Source organism: Streptomyces sp. NPDC030245, assembly GCF_055572995.1.
In genome coordinates this window covers 58598-75919 of record NZ_JBVICF010000005.1, presented here as the reverse complement: position 1 = coordinate 75919, position 17322 = coordinate 58598, and the positions used below count along the sequence as shown (strand labels likewise).

Genomic DNA, 17322 nt, shown 5'->3' with positions numbered 1-17322 from the left:
TCTGGACGTTCCGCGCCCGGTCTTGATTAATCTGTTGGCGGGGCGTGCGTGAGCGCCGCCCCGCTCCTGACGGGCCCGCCCGGCTCCCAGGGGCTCCTGCTATCCGAGGAGTGACTGACTCCGGCGATGGACGGATCGTCCTGTAGTACCTGCGCCGCCCCCTCCCCGCACACCGGGACCGGCACGACCGGAGAGGCGGCGGCATGACAGTGCCCCTGCTGCTTCTCGGGGCGGCATTCCTGCTGATTCTCGCCAACGGCTTCTTCGTGGCGGCCGAGTTCGGCCTCGTCACCGTCGAGCGGCCGGACGCGGAGAAGGCCGCGGCCGACGGCGACCGAAGGGCCGCGACGGTCGTCAGCGCCCTCAAGGAGCTGTCCTTCCAGCTCTCCGGCACCCAGCTCGGCATCACCATCACCTCGCTCGTCGTCGGCATGCTCGCCGAACCGGCCCTCGCGCACCTGCTCGCGGGCCCCTTCACGGCGGTCGGCGTCCCCGAAGGTGCCGTGGGCGGTGTCTCCGTGGTGGTCGGCATGCTGCTCGCCTCCGCCGTACAGATGGTGATCGGCGAGCTGGTGCCCAAGAACTGGGCGGTCTCCAGGCCGCTTCAGGTCGCGCGGTTCGTCGCGGGCCCGCAGCACGTGTTCGCGCGGCTCTTCCGGCCCGTGATCGCCCTCCTGAACGCCGTGGCCAACCGGCTGGTGCGCGCCCTCGGCGTCGAGCCCGCCGAAGAGCTGGCGTCCGCCCGCACCCCCGGCGAACTGGTCTCCCTGGCCCGGCACTCGGCGCAGGCCGGTGCCCTGGAGCAGGACACCGCCGACCTGTTCGTCCGCACCCTCTCCCTCGGGGAGCTGACCGCGCAGCACGTCATGACGCCCCGCGTGAAGGTCAGCGCGCTTCAGTCGTCGGCGACCGCCGAGGACGTGGTCAACCTGACCCGCGCCACCGGCCTGTCCCGCTTCCCGGTCTACGACGAGCGGATCGACGAGGTCGTCGGCATGGTCCACCTCAAGGACGCCCTCGCGGTGCCCGCCCACGCACGCCTGAGGACGCCCGTGGGCCGCATCGCGAAGTCCCCGCTGCTCGTCCCCGAGACGCTGCCCGTGCAGCCCCTCCTGGAGCGGCTGCGCAGCGAGCAGCCCATCGCCGTCGTCGTCGACGAGTACGGCGGCACGGCGGGCGTCGTCACCCTGGAGGACATCGTCGAGGAACTCGTCGGCGAGGTCCGCGACGAGCACGACCTCCTCGACCTGCCCGAGCTCTGCGCGGCACCGGCCGAGGACGGCAGGCCCGCCTGGGACGCCGACGGCGGCTGCCGCGTCGACACGCTCCGGCGCATCGGGCTCACCGTGCCCGAAGGCCCGTACGAGACCGTCGCCGGCCTCGTCGCGGATCTGCTCGGCCGCATCCCGGCCCCCGGTGACCGGGCCGAACTCCCGGGCTGGCGGCTCTCGGTGCGCCAGGTCGGCCACTACCGCGCCGAGCGGGTCAGGATCGCACGGACGGCGGACGCCCCGGTGTCCGCGGCTCCCGCGGAGGCACTGCGATGAGCCTGCTGCAACTCCTCTTCGCCGTCCTGCTCGTGCTCGCCAACGGCTTCTTCGTGGGCGCCGAGTTCGCGCTCGTGTCCGTGCGCCGCAGCCAGATCGAGCCCCTGGACACCAAGCGGTCCCGTCAGGTCCTGTACGGCCTCGAACATCTGCCGCAGATGATGGCGGCCGCCCAGTTCGGCATCACCGTCTGCTCGCTGACGCTCGGCGCGGTCGCCGAGCCGACGGTCGCCCACCTCCTGGAGCCGGTCTTCGAGGCGGTCCACCTGCCTGAGGGCATGATCCACCCCCTCGGCTACGTGATCGCGCTCGCCGTCGTCGTCTTCCTCCACCTCGTCATCGGCGAGATGGTCCCGAAGAACCTCGCGATGGCGGCCCCCGAGAAGACCGCCCTCTGGTTCAGCCCGGGCCTGGTCGCCTTCGCGCGGCTCTGCCGGCCGGTGACCGTGGCGCTCGGGGCGTGCTCCCGGGTCGTGCTGCGGCTCTTCGGGGTGGAGCCGAAGGACGAGGTCGAGGCGGTGTTCACCAGCGTGCAGCTGGGCCGCCTCGTGGAGGACTCCGGCCAGGCGGGGCTCCTCGACCCCGTCGAGCAGGAGCGTCTGGAGGACGCCCTGGAGCTGGGCTCGCGCCCGGTCACCGACGTCCTGCTCGACCGGGCGTCCCTGGTGACCGTGGGCCCCTCGGTCACCCCGGCCCGCGTCATCGAGCTCACCGGGCGCACCGGCTACTCCCGCTTCCCGGTCCGCGCGGAGAACGGCGCCTTCATGGGCTACCTCCACGTCAAGGACGTCCTGGACCTGGAGGAGACCGACCGCGCCGTGCCGCAGCAGGTCTGGCGCCCGATGACCACGCTGCGGTCCGAACTGCCGCTGGACGACGCCCTGACCGTGATGCGCCGCGCCGCGACACACCTGGCGCAGGTCGCCGACGCGTCCGGCAAGGTGCTGGGCCTGGTCGCCCTGGAGGACGTCCTGGAAATGCTGGTCGGCGAGGTCCGTGACCCGGCGCACCGGGTCACGGTGCAGAGGACGCCGCCACAGGACGCCGGGGACGCCAGGGACTCCGCGCTCGCGGGCAGCCGCGTGGGCTGAGCTTCACGGGCTGTGTGGCGGGGCGCCCCGGGGATTGTCAGATCCCCGGGGCGTCCTGCGGTCCCCGCCCCGAGAGCACTTCGCCGTACGCCTGCATCAGGTCGGGCAGCCGCAGGGTCGACAGGTCGGCGCGCCCCGGTTCGCCGGGGTAGCCGGAGAGCCGCAGGTCGCGGTAGGCGCAGCTCTTCTCGTACAGCGTGCGCAGGAAGCGGCCGTTGCCCAGCTCGTCGATCCAGGCCTGCTCGACGACGTGCCCGCTGATGGAGCGCAGCTCTTCGAGCGCCTCCTCGTCCCACACGTCGCCGTTGTCGGCGGCGAGGACCTCGCCGATGGCGGTGAGTTCGAGGGGGCGGTACGAGGGGAAGTCGACGCGGGTCGTGAAGCGCGAGGACAGGCCGGGGTTGGCGGCCAGGAGCCGGTCCATGCCCTCCGGGTAGCCCGCGAGGATGACGACGAGGTGATCGCGGTTGTCCTCGGCGCGCTTGAGGAGGACCTGAAGGGCCTCGTCTCCGTAGGCGTCGCCCTTGCCGTAGCCGGAGTTGGAGAGGGAGTAGGCCTCGTCGACGAAGAGGACTCCGCCGATCGCAGAGTCGATCAGTTCGTTGGCCTTCACGGCGGTCTGGCCCAGGTACTCGCCGACCAGGTCGGCGCGTTGCGCCTCCACCAGGTGGTCGCCGCCGAGCAGGCCGAGCGCGTAGAAGACGCGGCCGAGGATGCGGGCCACGGTGGTCTTGCCGGTGCCCGAGGGGCCCGAGAAGACGAAGTGTCGTTTCGGCGGCTGCACCGGCAGCCCCTGAGCGGCCCGCAGGCGTGCCATGTTCAGCTGTGCGGAGAGCGCCTTGACCTGCCGCTTCACCGGTTCCAGACCCACCATGCCCTCCAGTTCGGAGAGCGCGGCCTCCAGGAGGGCGGGGTCGGTGGGGCCCGGGGGCAGCTGCGCGGGGCCCGCCTTGATGGGGATGATCGCCTTCTCGCGGACGGTGTCGGCCTCGGCGGGGACGGAGGGGCCGGTGGGGCCAGTGGGGCCAGTGGGGCCACTGGGACCGCCGGGACTGTTGAGACCACTGGGACCACTGGGGCTGTTGAGACTGCCGGGGCCACCGGGGCTGGTGGGGACGCCGGAGCCACTGGGACCCTTGGTGGTCGAGGAGCCGCCGCCCGACGGCAGCTCCGGGTCGGTGACCTTCACGTCACGCCCCTCCGTGCCGAAGAGCACGTCGATGCCGTCCGGCCCCTCCAGCACGTCCTGTCCCGCCCCGGTCAGGCTGATCGCGGCGAGGTCGGCCGCCTCGTCGTACCCGTCGCCCTCGGAGATCGCCGCGAGCCGCGCCGAGGTGTCCATGAAGGAGGCGTCGACCCGGTGCACCGCCCGGTACAGCGGCAGGGCCGCCGCCGAGCGTCCCGTGCCCTCGTGCGCGCGGGCCAGCCAGTAGCGCAGCTCCTTGCGCTGCGGCTGTTCGCTGCGGCAGCGCATGAGGGCGGCGGACAGCAGCGGCTCCGCCTGGCCGTACGCCTCCAGGCGGACCCGGGCCATGCCGCCGAAGAGCCCGGCCTCGATGCCCAGCATCGGGTCGTCGATCAGCGGGTCCGTGTGGCGCACCAACTGCTCCCAGTCCTTGACCAGATAGGAGCGGCAGGCGTGCAGGAAGCGCACCTGCGGATCCGCGTCGACGGGCGGCAGGCCCGCCAACGCCCGGTCGAGCTCCGGGACATGGCGGCCGTCGAGCCAGTGCGAGGCGTGCGCGAGCAGCAGGTCACGGGAGCTCTCCAGGACGGGCTGCACCCACCAGCCCAGCCAGTACCAGGAGTTGAGGGCGCGCGCGTGCCGGGTGCGCTGCTCCCCGAACCGCTCCCGGTGCTGGAACATCCGCAGTAACGCCGTCGTCGTGTCGATGCGCAGCGCGTGCAGGCCGAGCCAGCCGTCGGCCATCCCGGGGTCCATCCGCACCGCCGTCCGGAATTCCTCCTCCGCCTGCGGATAGGCGCCCATGGTGTAGGCGTCGACGCCCCTCAGCCAGGCGAGGTCGGCCGGGGCGGGTGAGCCCACCGCGTCGAAGTCCATCAGGTCCCCCACAAACCGTGCCCCCGTTTGCGTACCGCCGGACCGGTGCCCGCCGGCGACTGCGCTGAACCATCGCGCTGAACCACTGCCTGAACCACTGTGCTGCGGACGGGAGTTGATTCGATGCGCAGAGCGGCCGTCCGAAAAGGCGCACCGATATGCATCGTACCTGCGGGGGAGCGGTGTGCCGTAGGGTGCCGCATCGGCGGATCGGCCGGAAAGGGCCGATGGTGAATGGCCCGATGGTGACCGAGGGTGAGCGGATGGCGGCACGCGGCGGTCGGAAATCGGGCTCCGGAGGCAGAACGAAGCCCCCGATCACGGGGGAACAACCGGGGGCTTCGCGTCTGCGGGCGGTGTCGCAACACCGCACATTCAGAACGTAAGTCCTGTAAGGGCCCTGGGTCAAGCATAGTTGGGGCACTGGCGAAAACTCGTGAGGCCAACTGGAAGTATTTTTCCGGAGGTTCAGCGGACCGCCCACGCTCCTTCACTCTGCGTGACTACTCAGGCCTTCGTACGTGTCACACCCGGCCCTTGAAGTACCTCGTATCCCTCTGGGCGCTGTCGTACCAAAAAGTGTGCGAAGGGTCTGGAGGGGTCCACGGTGAAATGCCGGCGTTCCTCGGGCTCCCAGCCGTCCCAGAAATCACTCTGGGCCGCCCCGTCCCGTCGGCGGCCCCGCTGCCATGCCTCCTCGCGCGCCACATCCATCCACAGCACCGCGGCGAGGTGCGGCCGCAGCGCCCGGCGGCCCGCCCCGACGCCCTCGACGATCACCACGGGCGCGGGCGGCAGAGGCGTGTCGGCGGGGCCGAAGCGGTGCTCGTGCCAGTCGTACGTCGCGTAGTGCGCCGTCTCGCCGCGGGAGAGCGGTCCGAGGACCTGCCGCCGGAGCCGCTCCGTCCAGTCGAAGAGCTCCGTGTGGCTCGCGATGTCGTCGAGCCGCAGCACGGGCGCGCCGCCGAACGCCTCGGCGAGGCGTCGGGCGAACGTCGACTTTCCGGAGCCGGCGTGCCCGTCCACGGCGATCAGCCGGACGGGGCCACAGGAGGGCGGCAGGTGTCGCAGGGTGTCGGCGAGGCGGGGGAGCGGGGTGGGCGGGTGTCCGGTCATCAGGGGTAAGGGTACGACCGCGGAAGGATGTGTTCCGCGCGCCGTCGCAGGTCATGCCATTGGTTGAGGCCAATATTGTTGCGCGCGACAGTGCCCGAAGCGCTGGCAGAAGTCGGCCGGGACCGGCCATAGTTGGCCCACTTCCGTGCATCTGTCCGACCCTTCCGGATCCCGCCGGAAACCATGTCGACTGGGGGTCCCACCCATGGACCGAGCAGACCGAGCACATCAGGCAGACCGAGCACACCAGGTAGACCCAGCAGACCGAGCCGAGCGGCCCGACAAGACGGGCGGTGCGGGCGCAGGCGGGCGTGGCGACGGGATGTCGCGGAGATCCGTGCTCGCCACCGCCGCCACCAGCGCCGCCCTGGCGGCCCTCGCCGCGACCGCCACGCCCGCCGTGGCCGCGGGCCCGGCAGCGGCCCGGGGGCGCGCCCCACGCGCGGACCGCTTCGTGGACAACCGTTTCTGGAGCTCGTCGAAGGACTGGCGCACCGGCACCGCGGAGGGCACGGCCCCCGTCACCGGCGCCCGCCCCGGCCTGCGCATCGCGGAGCCCGTGGGCCGCACCGAGTACGCCGACCCGCACACCGGCAGGACCACCACCTACGAGTACGCCCGGTGGACCTCCCCCACACACCGCTCCACGGTCCCCGCCACCGAGCTCATCGCGTCCTGGAACGCCCACACGCCCGCCGGGACCTGGCTCCAGGTCGAGCTGCGGGGCACGTACTCCGACGGGACGCAGTCGCCCTGGTACGTGATGGGCCGCTGGGCCTCGGGCGACGACGCGGAGGCCGACATCCGGCGGACCTCGGTCGACGACCAGACCGACGACAAGTCGACCGTCTGGACGGACACGCTCTCCGTGGACGACACGGCGGGCGGGCTGCGCGTCGTCTCGTACCAGCTGCGCCTGACGCTCCACCGCAAGCCGGGCGCCACCGCGACCCCCACGGTCTGGCGGCTCGGCGCGATGGCCTCCGCGGTCCCCGACCGCTTCACGGTCCCCGCGTCGCAGCCGGGCCTCGCCAAGGAGCTGACGGTCCCGCGCTACTCGCAGGACATCCACAAGGGCCAGTATCCGGAGTACGACAACGGAGGCGAGGCCTGGTGCAGCCCGACCTCCTCGCAGATGATCATCGAGTACTGGGGGCGCAGGCCGACGGCCGAGGACCTGGCCTGGGTCGATCCCTCCTACGCCGACCCGCAGGTCTGCCACGCGGCCCGCTACACGTTCGACTACCAGTACAACGGCTGCGGCAACTGGCCCTTCAACGCCGCCTACGCGTCGACGTACAAGGATCTCCAGGGCGTGGTGACCCGGCTCGCCTCGCTGACGGAGCTGGAGTCGCTGATCGCCGCGGGCATCCCGGCCATAACGTCCCAGTCGTTCCTCCGGGAGGAGCTGACGGGTGCGGGCTACGGCACGGCGGGCCACCTCATGACCGTCATCGGCTTCACGGCGGACGGCGACGTGATCGCCAACGACCCGGCATCGCCCAGCAACCCGGAGGTGCGCCGCGTCTACAAGAGGCGCGAGTGGGAGAACATCTGGCTGCGGACGAAGCGCTACAACTCCACCGGGAAGGTCGTGTCGGGCACGGGAGGCGTCTGTTACCTGTACTTCCCGACGACACTGACCGCGCGGCAGCGGGGCGCGCTGGCCGCGGTCGGAATCCGCTGATCCGCTGATCCGCTGATCCGTCGGCCTCAGCGGGCGTGCGTACTGAGCGGCGGCGGCTGATGGGGGCGGACCGCGCCCGGCCGGTACTGCATCATCACGAACAGGGCGTCCGTCTCCGGCAGCGGGCTGGCGGCGGACGCGATCACCCAGCCCGGCCCCTTCACGGCGTGGTTGACCTGGCGCACGGCACCGTCCGGGTGCAGGGGGTGGGAGCTCGCGGTCGCCAGATAGATGGGGCCCGCGAGCGGATCGCGCCGGACGTCGTCCGCCAGGTCGATGAGCGTGGGGTCGGTGGGGTGGTTCGTGACGGCCCGCCGGAGCGCGGGGCAGGCGCCGCGCGCCCAGTCCTCGGCCCAGTTGAGCAGGACGTCGTGCCGGGCCTGATCGTCGAGGAGCATCCACCGCATGATGTTGGCCGGCGGCCGGCCGGCCGGGAAGAGGGCTCTGAACTCGTCGTTGCAGGCGAGCACGTTCCAGTGCTCGTCGGCGATGTAGGCCATCGAGCCCGTGACGCCCTCGACGACCGCCCGCCAGGCGGCGCCCAACGGCGTCCGGCCCGCCAAGTCCTGCCCGTCCGGCTGCACTTGCCCGTCCCCTTCACGTCGCCCGCAGGTCGGCACCAGCGCGATCACAGCGTGTGCCACCAGCCTAGCCAGCGTGCGCGGACGGACACACCTGGCCCTACCGCGACTCCAGGGGATGTGGATCCCACCTGAGTCCCCCCTGTAGGAGAGAGGGGGGGCGAGGTGGTCGGCGACGCGCGTGTGCCCGCCCCCGCGCGGGGACGGGCACACGCGTCGGCTCAGCGGTCCTCGCGCAACGAGTCGCGCATGCCCTCGGCCTTCGCGCGCATGTCGTCGGCGGCTCCCTTCGCCTTGCCCTTGGCCTGATCGGTCTTGCCCTCGGCCGCCATGCGGTCGTTGCCGGTGGCCTTGCCCGCCATCTCTTTGGCCTTGCCCTTTGCCTTCTTCATGGCGCTGTCGCCCATGACGGCTCCTCTTGGTCGGGGATGCCCCCACGCTAAGAGGAGCGGAGGAAAGGTGCATCTCGGGCGGAGCGGGCGCGCTCGGTCAGTTCAGCGGGGCGCTGGTCTCGTAGTAGAACGTCATCCGGGGCCAGCCGCGGGACGTGGCGATCTCGTTGAAGGCGTTCACGATCTCCATCGGGGTGATCTGCTTCGCCGCGGGAGTGTTCTCGACCCGCAGGTTGAACGAGAAGTCCATCATCGCGTCGATGTCGCCGATGCTGACGTTGCCCGCGAACTTCTGCCCGTTCGGTACGTCGGCGTCCGACGTCGGCGTGGCCGCGGTGGCCGAGGCCGCCTGGGCGGTCGCCGCCGAGTCGGCCTCGGCGGCGCCGGCGGGCCCCGCGCCCGCCAAGGCCGCTCCCGCGGCGGCGCTGCTCGAGTAGCCCAGTAGCGCGCGTCTGGAAACTCCGGTCATGTGTGTTCCCCTCCCATGATTTTCTGGATCTCCCCCCTGGAGATCGACCGCGAGCATAAGGGCGGAAGGAGCGCCTCAGTACTGAATGGGATCATCCGCTTGTTGCCGGGTCCACGACCCAGTCCGGGTGCCCCGGCATCGGCGGAGTCTTGGAGCCGTACAGCCAGGGGTGCAGGAACCCCTCCAGGTCCTCGCCCGCGACCTTCGAAGCCAGGTCGACGAAGTCCCGCGTGCTCGCCGCGCGCCCCGCGAAACCGCTCACCCAGGCGCGCTCGATCTTCTGGAACGTCGCGTCGCCGACCTGCTCGCGCAGCGCGTAGAGGACCAGGGCCGAGCCGTCGTACCGCATGCGCTTGAACAGGTTCGGCTCGGTCGGCTCGGCGGGCGCGCCGAAGTCGCGGCGCCAGATGTCGTGGTTGCGGTAAGCGGTCTTCATGGCGGCCTCGAAGCTGTCCCCGCCATGCTGCTCGGAGTACTCCCTCTCGTAGAAGCGGGCGTGCCCCTCGCTCACCCACAGGTCGGACCAGCTCTTGAGGGCCACGCTGTCGCCGAACCACTGGTGGGCCAGCTCGTGCACCATGTTCCGCTCGGCGTCGACCCGGGTGCCGAGCAGGTCCGCCTTCGGGATGAGCGACAGGGTCTGGGTCTCCAGGGCCACGCCGAGGTCGGTGTCGCCGACCAGCAGGCCGTAGCGGTCGAAGGGGTAGGGGCCGAGCTTCTCCTGAAGCCACGTGAGGTGGTCCGGGGTGAGTGCGCGGTACGCGGCCGTCGGCTCGACCAGCTCGTCCGGGACGACGTCGCGCAGCGGAAGACCGCCGGGCCCCTCGCTGTCGACCAGCCGGAACTTGCCGACGGCCAGCTGCACCAGCTGGGTGGAGAGGGGCTGTTCGGAATCGTACGTCCAGCGGACCCGGCCGTCGGGGCGCTCGGTGCGCGAGACCAGCCTGCCGTTGGCGACGGCCGTGCGGTCGCTCGGTGTGGTGATGCGGAAGGTGATCGGCGCGCGCCGGCTCGGATGGTCGTTGGCCGGGAAGATCAGCCGGGCGCCGTTCGGCTGCGGATAGACCACCGTGCCGTCGGGCGTGGGGATCCAGCCGTAGTCCTCGATCGCGTCGTCGCGGTGCCGGGTCTGCGTCGGGTCGGCGGTGTAGGTGACCTTGACCGTGAAGGAACTACCCTTCGCGAGCGGGGACTTGGGGGTGACCGTGAGCTCGTCGCCCGCGCGCGAGGCGGCCGCCGCCGAGCCGTTCACGGTGACCTTGTGCAGGGTGTTGCCGCCGAAGTCGAGATTGAAGCGGGACAGCGCCTGGGTGGACCGGGCCCTGATCGTCGTCGTCGCCTCGAAGGGCGTCTTCGGGGCCTGCCAGTCGAAGTCCAGGTAGTAGCGCTCCACCTGGTATCCGCCGTTCCCGTCCAGCGGGAACATCGGGTCCCCGAGACCGGGCGCGCCCGGCGACGGCTTCCCGGCGGCGACCGATGCGGCCTGGGCGACCGATGCGGCCTGTGAGATCGGTGCGGCCTGTGTCACAGGTGCGGTGAGGGCGGCCGCGGCGGTGATCGCGGCCGCGAGGGCGAGCCGGCCCCTGCGGCGCGGGCGGGACGTCGTCCGGTTCGTGCTCCGGTTCGTGCTCATCGGAAACCTCTCGGTCGTACGGTGCACGGGCGGACGGACGGGGAGACAACCCGGCCGTCCGGGGTTAGACGCGCGACGTGACGTCCGAGTTGTGGGGTGACCAAGGTCTCGCCCGCAAAAGGGCTTCCGGCTGGCAAGGTGGAGGGGGTCCCGTGGGGGTGCAGGCACTGCCCGGGACCTTGTGGGGGAGTACTGCCATACGACACGTCAGTGAGAACGACATGACCGCGACCTCTGCCACCGCCGTCCGCGCGAAGGCCCGCACCGGCGGCCCCGACGAAGACGGGCCCACCCTCCTGGAGCACCTCGCCGGCTGGACCCTCGTCGTCGTCCTCGCGATGCTCGTCACCCAGACCGGTCTGCTGTGACGCCACCCTCACGGCCGCCCGGGCCCCCGTTCTCCCGGCCGCCCGGGCCTTCGCTCCCCTGACCGCCGGCCTCGTCGAGGCCGGCCCGCCAGTGCCGCCCCGGCACGCCCACCAGGCCGTACAGCCACCGCACCGGCGAGCGCCGGTGCAGCAGTGTGACGCCCGCCACGACCGCGAACAGCGGCAGGCCGAGCCACCCGCCGACGAGGCGCACCAGCACGCTCGCGAGGACCGCGCCCACGAAGGGCAGACCGTAGACCCCGGCCGCCGCGATGGCGATGGCCAGGAGCCTCGGCACCTTGCGGTCCTCGTCGGCGCCCGGCAGCGACCAGCCCTCCATGAGCCAGCCGATCTCGGTCACCAGCATGGTGCCGATCACCGCGGCGCCGAACAGCAGCAGCGCCAGGAACGTCCCGGACGTCAGGAAGTCCAGCACGTGGTTGACGACGCTGTCCCGCCCCCAGTCGGCGAAATCCTCGGCGCCGGGTGAGAAGAGGCGCTCGTAACCCCTGCCGTCCCACCCGTGGACCAACGTCCCGAACAGCAGGAAGTATCCGCCGACGCACTGGAGGTACGCCCAGTAGCCGGCCCCCACGAGCACCAGCCCCTGCGCCACCAGGAACCCGAGGATCGCGGCCACCGGGATGCCGCCCGCGTAGAACAGCACGAACCCCGCCCACACGCCTTCGTGGCCGTCCGCCACGTGCATGGTCGACCAGGAGGGGTTCTGCCAGAGCAGGAAGAGCCCCGTCGGCACCATCAGGACGGCGGCGAAGAGCGCGGTGAGCGCCAGATAGGGATTGGCGGCCCGGCTGCGCGTGCGCGGGCCCTCGCCCGCGTTGATCCGCTCCCACACCTGGAGCTGCCGCCCGGCCGAGAGGGCGAACGTGGCGCCGGCCGCGTACGCCCAGAACAGCGCCGCCTGGATCTGGATCATGCCGTGGCCCTCAGCGAGAGGCCGCCCGCCACGATCGAGTCCGAGGTGACCAGGGCCTGCTCGGCGCTCACGTCCGTCATGAAGATGAACGGCGGCACGACGGGCGGCACCGGCAGCTTGTCGGGCGTGAAGGTGAGGCAGAGGATGCCCTCCAGGCACCCCTTGAACTTGGTCAGGTAGAGGGTGACCCGGCCGCTGAGGTCCAACGTGTCGGCGCCCAGGGCGAGTTCGCGCCCACCGTCCCGCGTCCTGAGCCGGTAGTCCGTGAGCGAGGCGGCCTTCATCCGCAGCACCATGACCTTCAACGGCCCGTCCGCGGTCGGGATCTCGCGGACACCCGCGAGGATGAAGCCCTCGGGAGCGAAGAGCGTGGTGGTGATGGTGGGCGGGGTCCTGGCCGCCACGATCGACTCCGCGGGGGCCGCCTTCGCCGGGCTCCCGTTCACGATGCCCGCGACGATCACCACGGGCAGCAGCACCCCGAGCGTCCGGGTGCCCTGTCCGTCCCGCACCTTCGGGCGCGCCGGATCCTCCTCGGCGTCCTCCGGCACCGGCGTCCAGCCGAACCCCATGGCGCTGCCCGCGATGCCCAGCAGCATGCCGACGAGGAACCCGCCGAGGTTGGTCGCCGCGAACGAGAGCACCGAGAGGATCAGCGCGTTGACGCTCACATAGTGGTGTGTGTGGGGCAGCAGCCACAGGAAGAGCCCCGCCACGACCAGCGCGATCCCGATGCCGAGCGCCGCGATCCCGCCGAGGCCGAGACTGACGAGCACGGTCAGCGGCGAGAGCGGGATCAGGAGCAGTTCGGCGCCGCCGAGGATCAGCAGCAGCCCGCCCCAGAACGGCCGGGTGCGCCGCCATCTGCGGACGACCCGGCGCTGGTCGGGCCACGGCAGCCGCCGGTCGAGCCAGCCGCCGCCGTCGCCGCGGAAGGGTCTGACGCCACCCCTGCCGCCGCCGGTCAGAAGCACTTCTTGCCGCCGAGGCTGACGTCGACCCGCATGCCCTTGAGCCGGAAGTTGCCGCCGGTCGCCGACCAGGCGTTCGACTTCACCCCGGAGACGGTGATGTCACCGGCCTGCAAACCGAACTTGCCCCGCTCGCCCTTGATGCCGGGGACCTGGTCGAGCGTCGAGGCGTCCCGGCCGATCTGCGCGGTGCCGAAGCGGGCGTCGCCGGTCAGGTCCTCGCCGTCGATGATGAGGTTGCTCGCGGTGACGTTCCCCGCGTCGCCGCCCGCGGTCAGCTTGAAGACGACGTTGCCGAGGGGGGTCTTGACCTCGGCGGCCTGGCAGATGTCGGAGAGGGTCGCGTCACCGATCCCGAGGAGCGCCACCGGGTGCCCCTTGCCGTCGATGTCCCGGTCCGTCTGTACGTACGAGGACAGGCCCTGGCTGGTCAGTTTGCCGGACGACACCTGGAAGCTGGTGCCGGAGACCGCGAAGGACGCGGCGAGCGCGCCCTCGGCCATCACGGAGGCCATCACACCGACGGCCAGGACGGCCGGCAGGGCCACCACGGCCGTCTTCTTCCAGGAGGTTCTGCCCTCGCGTAACGCGGTGCGGCTTGCGTTCACTGTTTCCTCCCGTACGTCGTTCCGCGTGCGTAGGCGTGCGTAAGGGGAGTGCGTGGGGCCGCCGGGAGCCGGACCGGCGGACGGCAGTGGTCTGCCATACTGCGGACGATCCCGAGGCAGTTGGAGACTAGGGCCGAAATTGAATAATAGTCAACAGCGCGGAACGGACCGCTCGGCGGCGCGTCGTGCCGAACTTCTCGCCATCGGACGCAAGTTGTTCGCCGACACGTCCTACGACGCCCTGTCCATGGACGACATCGCGAGACAGGCGGGCGTCGCCAAGGGCCTGATCTACTACTACTTCAAGTCGAAGCGCGGCTACTACCTGGCGATCATCGAGGAGTCCGTCGCGGACCTCGTCGCGCGCGCGGGACGCCACGACGACCTGCCGCCCGTGGAGCGGGTGCAGCGCACCGTCGACGGCTATCTGCGCTACGCCGAGCACCACCAGGCGGCGTACCGCACGATCATCAGCGGCGGCGTCGGCTTCGACGCCGAGGTGCACGCCATACGCGACGGCGTCCGCGAGGCGCTGATCGGGACGATCGCCGAGGGTGCGTACGGCCGCAAGGACATCCCGCAGCTGGCGCGCACGGCCCTGCTCGGCTGGCTGTGCAGCGTGGAGGGGATCACCCTCGACTGGATCGGCCGCCGGGGTCTGTCGCGCGAGACGGTCGGTGCGCTCCTGGTGCGGACGCTCGGGGACACGCTGCGGGTCATCGAGGACTTCGAGCCGTCGTACCCGGCGCCGGCGCGCCCCTGAGCGCGGGCACGCGCGAGGGGCGGGAGCCCGCCGGCTCCCGCCCCTCGGCAGAACTGCTGTGTCAGGTCAGTTGATGGCCTTGATCAGCTCACCGTTGGCCGTGTCTCCGCTGAGCTCCCAGAAGAAGGTGCCGCCGAGACCCTGCTGGTTCTTGTAGTTCATCTTGCCCGCGATGGTCGCCGGGGTGTCGTAGCTCCACCAGTTGTTCCCGCAGTGCGCGTACGCGGTCCCGCCGACCGTGCCGTTGGCCGGGCACTTGGTCTTCAGTTCCTTGTAGTCGTCGATGCCCTGCTCGTACTTGCCCGCGGCCGGTCCTGTCGCGGTGCCGCCGGGCGCCTTCTGCGTGACGCCCGTCCAGCCGCGGCCGTAGAAGCCGAGGCCGAGCAGCAGCTTCTGGGACGGCACCCCGAGCGCCTTCAGCTTCTTGATGGTGGCGTCGGAGTGGTAGTCGGCCTTGGGGATGCCGGTGTAGGAGGTCAGCGGCGAGTGCGGGGCGGTCGGGCCCTTCGCGTCCCAGGCGCCGAAGTAGTCGTACGTCATGGGGTTGTACCAGTCGACGTACTGGGCCGCGCCCGCGTAGTCGGCCGCGTCGATCTTGCCGCCCGCCGAGGCGTCCGCCGGGATCGCCGCGGTGACCAGGTTGTTGCTGCCGAACTTCGCACGGACCGCCGACATCAGGTTCTTGTACGCCGCGCGCCCGCTCGTGTCGCAGGTCAGGCCGCAGGCGTTGGGGTACTCCCAGTCGATGTCGATGCCGTCGAAGACATCGGCCCACTTGGAGTTCTCGACCAGGTCGTAGCAGGACTGGGCGAAGGCCGCGGGGTTCTTCGCCGCCTCGGTGAACCCGCCCGACCAGGTCCAGCCGCCGAACGACCAGAGGACCTTGAGGTTCGGGTGCTTCTTCTTCAGCTTGCGCAGCTGGTTGAAGTTGCCGCGCAGCGGCTGGTCCCAGGTGTCGGCCACGCCGTCCACGGACTGGTCGGCGGTGTAGGCCTTGTCGGTCGCCGCGTAGGCGTCGCCCATCGTGCACTTGCCGCCCTGGACGTTGCCGAAGGCGTAGTTGATGTGCGTGAGCTTGTTGGCCGAGCCGGACGTCTCGACGTTCTTGACGTGGTAGTTCCGGCCGTAGACACCCCACTCGGTGAAGTATCCGACGACCTTGGAGCCGGCGGCGGCCCGCTGCTCGGTGCTCTTCGTGCTCGTGGTGCCCTTGTCGGGCTCGGCGGCGGCGCTGCCCGCCCCGGCCAGCAGGCCCGCGCCGAGGACGGCGCAACAGGTGGTGGCGATGAGCGCGCGGAGGGAGGCGCGAGGGGAGTGCGGTCTGAGCATCGTGTCTCCTCGTGGGGGGAGGCCGGGAGGGGGAAGTGGTGCCGTGGACCTGCGCGTGCGACTTGGCATGAACGCGTTAAGTCGTTGAAAGAAACAGTAGGAGGACTAGACCAGTGCGGTCAATGGTTCGGACCAATCCGGGCCGTGGTGGTGATCTTCGGCTATGTTTTGAGTAAGCGGTCGTTAACTAGTGACGGGCTGCCGTGGATCGGGCATACTCAACGCGCCACAGCCGCTGGTCAGCTGCTTCCGCGACCCGGAAACAGACCCCGGCTCGGCATCGTTTCCCGGCGGCGCCGCCCCACCCAGCGCGGGCGTCCGCCGCAGCCCCACAGGGAGGAGAGCGTCATGCCCGACCACATCACGCAGTCGGTGGAGCGTCAGCTGCCCACGGATGAGGCCAGGGATCTGCTCTCGCTGGTCCGGGACATCGCCCAGCGCGAGATCGCCCCGAGGGCGGCCGAGGAGGAGGACGCCGGGCGCTTTCCCCGTGAGGTCTTCACGCTGCTCTCCGAGTCCGGCCTGCTCGGGCTGGCGTACGACTCGGAGTTCGGCGGCGGCGACCAGCCGTACGAGGTCTACCTCCAGGTCCTGGAAGAGCTCGCCGCCGCACGGCTGACCGTCGGCCTCGGCGTCAGCGTCCACTCCCTGTCCTGCCACGCGCTCGCCGGTTACGGCACCAAGGAGCAGCAGGCCGACCACCTGCCCGCCATGCTCGGCGGCGGCCTGCTCGGCGCGTACTGCCTCTCGGAGCCGGCGTCCGGATCCGACGCGGCGTCGCTGCGCACCAAGGCCGTCAGGGACGGCGACGACTGGGTCATCACCGGCACCAAGGCCTGGATCACGCACGGCGGCGTCGCCGACTTCTACACCGTGCTCGCCCGCACGGGCGGCGAGGGCGCCCGTGGCGTCACCGCCTTCCTGGTGCCGGGCGACGCCGAGGGGCTGAGCGCCGCGGCGCCCGAGAAGAAGATGGGCATGAGGGGCTCGCCCACCGCCCAGATCCACTTCGACGGGGTGCGCGTCGCCGACTCCCGCCGCATCGGCGACGAGGGCCAGGGCTTCGCCATCGCGCTCTCCGCGCTCGACTCGGGGCGGCTCGGCATCGCGGCCTGCGCCATCGGCGTGGCCCAGGCGGCGCTCGACGAGGCCGTCGTGTACGCCACCCAGCGCCGGCAGTTCGGCAGGCCCATCGCGGACTTCCAGGGGCTGCGCTTCATGCTCGCGGACATGGCGACGCAGATCGAGGCGGGCCGGGCGCTCTATCTCGCCGCGGCCAGGCTCCGCGACACGGGGCGGCCGTTCGCCAAGCAGGCGGCCATGGCCAAGCTGCTGTGCACGGACGCCGCGATGAAGGTGACGACGGACGCCGTGCAGGTCCTCGGGGGATACGGTTACACCGCGGACTTCCCCGTGGAGCGCCTCATGCGCGAGGCCAAGGTGCTTCAGATCGTCGAGGGCACCAATCAGATCCAGCGCATGGTCATCGCGCGTCACCTCGCGGGTCCCGACTCGCGCTGAACTGACCGCGGTGCACGGGCGGCGCCAGGAGCCGGGCCCACTCCGGGTCGTGGCGCCCGGGCAGCGTCCGGCCGCGGTCGGCCCAGTGGTGGAGCAGGGCGCGGTAGATCGGCGGATCCTGGTAGTGCGGCTCCGGGAAGTGCGGTGGCTGGTAGGGCTGGTACGTCTGCCCGTACGGCTGGTGCGGCTGCGGGTACACGTGCTGCTGTGGCTGGGGTGGCCCCGGTGGCTGGGGTGACGACGGGTA

The 17322-nt window shown here is 71.3% G+C and carries 17 protein-coding genes; 6 read left to right on the top strand and 11 right to left on the bottom strand.

The genetic code is table 11. From position 1 onward, the window contains the following. Window positions 1–203 precede the first annotated feature (203 nt). Together ACZ4Z4_RS15070 and ACZ4Z4_RS15065 are read left to right on the top strand one after the other, a co-directional pair. Window positions 204–1547, top strand: a complete 1344-nt coding sequence (locus ACZ4Z4_RS15070; RefSeq protein ID WP_468326996.1) for a hemolysin family protein — start codon at window positions 204–206, stop codon at window positions 1545–1547. Then, window positions 1544–2638, top strand: coding sequence for a hemolysin family protein (locus ACZ4Z4_RS15065; protein ID WP_468326994.1), 1095 nt, complete (start codon window positions 1544–1546; stop codon window positions 2636–2638). Before ACZ4Z4_RS15070 ends, ACZ4Z4_RS15065 begins: the two co-directional genes overlap by 4 nt. Window positions 2639–2675: 37 nt before the next feature. Here the strand turns inward: ACZ4Z4_RS15065 and ACZ4Z4_RS15060 are convergent, their stop codons facing one another. Together ACZ4Z4_RS15060 and ACZ4Z4_RS15055 are read right to left on the bottom strand one after the other, a co-directional pair. Continuing rightward, window positions 2676–4700 carry an AAA family ATPase gene (locus tag ACZ4Z4_RS15060; RefSeq protein ID WP_468326992.1) on the bottom strand — a complete coding sequence of 675 codons (2025 nt, stop codon included), beginning with the start codon at window positions 4698–4700 and terminating at the stop codon, window positions 2676–2678. A 507-nt stretch (window positions 4701–5207) separates the two neighbouring features. Further along, window positions 5208–5816 (bottom strand): uridine kinase family protein, encoded by a 609-nt coding sequence (locus ACZ4Z4_RS15055; protein ID WP_468326990.1) that lies wholly within the window; start codon window positions 5814–5816, stop codon window positions 5208–5210. A gap of 322 nt (window positions 5817–6138) precedes the next feature. On the opposite strand from ACZ4Z4_RS15055, the gene ACZ4Z4_RS15050 reads away from it, so the two are divergent. Further along, window positions 6139–7503 carry a peptidase C39 family protein gene (locus tag ACZ4Z4_RS15050; protein WP_468326989.1) on the top strand — a complete coding sequence of 455 codons (1365 nt, stop codon included), beginning with the start codon at window positions 6139–6141 and terminating at the stop codon, window positions 7501–7503. A gap of 26 nt (window positions 7504–7529) precedes the next feature. Here ACZ4Z4_RS15050 and ACZ4Z4_RS15045 read toward each other — a convergent pair whose 3' ends face one another. The 4 genes from ACZ4Z4_RS15045 to ACZ4Z4_RS15030 form a co-directional block, all read right to left on the bottom strand. Further along, a complete protein-coding gene (locus ACZ4Z4_RS15045; protein ID WP_468326987.1) occupies window positions 7530–8087 on the bottom strand; it encodes an MmyB family transcriptional regulator in 558 nt (185 codons plus the stop codon). A gap of 218 nt (window positions 8088–8305) precedes the next feature. Then, a complete protein-coding gene (locus ACZ4Z4_RS15040) occupies window positions 8306–8491 on the bottom strand; it encodes a CsbD family protein (RefSeq protein WP_468326986.1) in 186 nt (61 codons plus the stop codon). An 82-nt stretch (window positions 8492–8573) separates the two neighbouring features. Beyond that, window positions 8574–8945: a hypothetical protein gene (locus tag ACZ4Z4_RS15035; protein WP_468326984.1), complete on the bottom strand. Its 372-nt coding sequence runs from the start codon at window positions 8943–8945 to the stop codon at window positions 8574–8576. Window positions 8946–9036: 91 nt separating this feature from the next. Beyond that, a complete protein-coding gene (locus ACZ4Z4_RS15030; protein ID WP_468326982.1) occupies window positions 9037–10578 on the bottom strand; it encodes a M1 family metallopeptidase in 1542 nt (513 codons plus the stop codon). Window positions 10579–10799: 221 nt separating this feature from the next. Here ACZ4Z4_RS15030 and ACZ4Z4_RS15025 point away from each other — a divergent pair, with 221 nt between their 5' ends. After that, entirely contained in the window at window positions 10800–10946 is a 147-nt protein-coding gene (locus ACZ4Z4_RS15025) for an SCO1431 family membrane protein (protein WP_362994854.1), read from the top strand. Here ACZ4Z4_RS15025 and ACZ4Z4_RS15020 read toward each other — a convergent pair. The 3 genes from ACZ4Z4_RS15020 to ACZ4Z4_RS15010 are packed head-to-tail and all read right to left on the bottom strand — an operon-like array spanning window position 10924 to window position 13369. Next, window positions 10924–11883: a hypothetical protein gene (locus tag ACZ4Z4_RS15020; protein ID WP_468326980.1), complete on the bottom strand. Its 960-nt coding sequence runs from the start codon at window positions 11881–11883 to the stop codon at window positions 10924–10926. The genes ACZ4Z4_RS15025 and ACZ4Z4_RS15020 overlap by 23 nt on opposite strands. Beyond that, window positions 11880–12857 (bottom strand): DUF6114 domain-containing protein, encoded by a 978-nt coding sequence (locus tag ACZ4Z4_RS15015; protein ID WP_468326979.1) that lies wholly within the window; start codon window positions 12855–12857, stop codon window positions 11880–11882. The genes ACZ4Z4_RS15020 and ACZ4Z4_RS15015 overlap by 4 nt, the downstream gene beginning before the upstream one ends. Then, a complete protein-coding gene (locus ACZ4Z4_RS15010) occupies window positions 12848–13369 on the bottom strand; it encodes a DUF6230 family protein (protein ID WP_468327657.1) in 522 nt (173 codons plus the stop codon). Before ACZ4Z4_RS15010 ends, ACZ4Z4_RS15015 begins: the two co-directional genes overlap by 10 nt. 232 nt (window positions 13370–13601) lie before the next feature. Here ACZ4Z4_RS15010 and ACZ4Z4_RS15005 point away from each other — a divergent pair, with 232 nt between their 5' ends. Next, complete coding sequence (locus ACZ4Z4_RS15005) at window positions 13602–14225, top strand: TetR/AcrR family transcriptional regulator (protein WP_468326977.1); 624 nt, start codon at window positions 13602–13604, stop codon at window positions 14223–14225. A 66-nt stretch (window positions 14226–14291) separates the two neighbouring features. On the opposite strand, the gene ACZ4Z4_RS15000 is transcribed toward ACZ4Z4_RS15005, so the two are convergent. Next, the gene (locus ACZ4Z4_RS15000) at window positions 14292–15554 is read right to left on the bottom strand and encodes a glycoside hydrolase family 18 protein (protein WP_468326975.1); all 1263 of its coding nucleotides are present in this window, start codon (window positions 15552–15554) and stop codon (window positions 14292–14294) included. Window positions 15555–15902: 348 nt separating this feature from the next. Here ACZ4Z4_RS15000 and ACZ4Z4_RS14995 point away from each other — a divergent pair, with 348 nt between their 5' ends. Beyond that, complete coding sequence (locus ACZ4Z4_RS14995; protein ID WP_468326974.1) at window positions 15903–17075, top strand: acyl-CoA dehydrogenase family protein; 1173 nt, start codon at window positions 15903–15905, stop codon at window positions 17073–17075. Here the strand turns inward: ACZ4Z4_RS14995 and ACZ4Z4_RS14990 are convergent. Continuing rightward, window positions 17038–17274 carry a hypothetical protein gene (locus ACZ4Z4_RS14990; RefSeq protein ID WP_468326972.1) on the bottom strand — a complete coding sequence of 79 codons (237 nt, stop codon included), beginning with the start codon at window positions 17272–17274 and terminating at the stop codon, window positions 17038–17040. The genes ACZ4Z4_RS14995 and ACZ4Z4_RS14990 overlap by 38 nt on opposite strands. Between the last annotated feature and the right edge of the window lie 48 nt (window positions 17275–17322).